Origin of the sequence: Peribacillus sp. YIM B13481, assembly GCF_042787985.1 — a bacterium.
GTDB lineage: Bacteria > Bacillota > Bacilli > Bacillales > DSM-1321 > Peribacillus > Peribacillus simplex_A.
In genome coordinates this window covers 1-1,112 of the sequence record NZ_JBHZPE010000134.1, presented here as the reverse complement: position 1 = coordinate 1,112, position 1,112 = coordinate 1, and the positions used below count along the sequence as shown (strand labels likewise).

At 36.5% G+C, this 1,112-nt stretch carries 1 protein-coding gene; it reads left to right on the top strand.

Annotation, left to right across the window (positions count from 1 at the left end):
* The first annotated feature begins 96 nt into the window (after positions 1-96).
* Complete coding sequence (locus tag ACFX4X_RS25495; RefSeq protein ID WP_377387671.1) at positions 97-1,002, top strand: LysR family transcriptional regulator; 906 nt, start codon at positions 97-99, stop codon at positions 1,000-1,002.
* Positions 1,003-1,112 lie beyond the last annotated feature (110 nt).

Below are 1,112 nucleotides of genomic sequence, written 5' to 3'. Positions count from 1 at the left end.
AAGCGAGCATCTGGAGGGGAAATCAACCACAACTCACTACCTGGTAAATAGCAACAAAGTATGTGAAAACAGCCTATTTAAAAAAGGAGAATAGTCATGAATATTGAACAATTACTATATATCGTAGAAGTCGCAAAATACAGTTCTCTGTCTGTCGCAGCACAGAATCTACATGTGACTCAATCCAACATCAGCCAGTCCATAACCAACTTGGAAAAGGAGCTGGGGATTAAAGTTCTTAAACGGTCACGGGGACAAGGCGCTGTTCCAACCGATGAAGGAAGAATCATTCTGAAACTCGCCTATGAAGTACAAAAAAAGCTTGAGGAAATAAAAGTGACTGCTAACTTATTGAATTCCACGGAAGTGGGGGAACTAAAAATATCGTCATTACCCGGATTGATGACGTTCCTGGTAAAAGCGATAGCATCGTTTAGACATGATTATCCGTACGTAAATTTGGAGGTTGCCGATAAAAGTGGATCTGCTGTAATTGGAGATGTTCGACAGCATAAGACTGACATTGGACTGATTACGTATTCAAGTGATTTGAACATAAACATGGAAGGAATAGCTTTTGAAGCATTAATCGAAGGAAAGCAGAAAGTATATGTTTCTAAGCATTCTCCCTTAGCCATTCTTGGTACTATAACTCCGCATGATATACTTGATCAAACTCTCGTTACATATAAGGGTGAATTTATGGAGTATTTCCTACAAGATTTCTTTCATAAATATAAGCCCTTGAAAATCTTGTTTACTTCAAATAATATGGATGGAGTTCTCCAAGCCATAAATGAAAATTTGGCAATTACATTCGCTCCTGATTTCGTAATGAAAAACTACCCCCTTATCATTAATGGCGATATCGTTCCAATTGATTTGGTGTATCATCCAACTGTAAATATTTCTTTAGGATTAGTTCGATCAGAGAATAAACATTTGTCCACTTTTGCCAACAAATATATTCATTATTTAAAATCAGAAATTATTAAGAATTAAAAAAGAAAAAAAGAGAAGGTTCTTCGTCCAAAGGTGGTATTATCCCCTACAGGTAGACAGAGTAAAAAAGAGAGCATGATAAAATGTTCTTAACAGTCTATCTGGGAGGG

Bases quoted from the DNA above. Each gene is read 5' to 3' on its own strand.
- ACFX4X_RS25495 (WP_377387671.1), top strand. From the start codon at position 97: ATGAATATTGAACAATTACTATATATCGTAGAAGTCGCAAAATACAGT.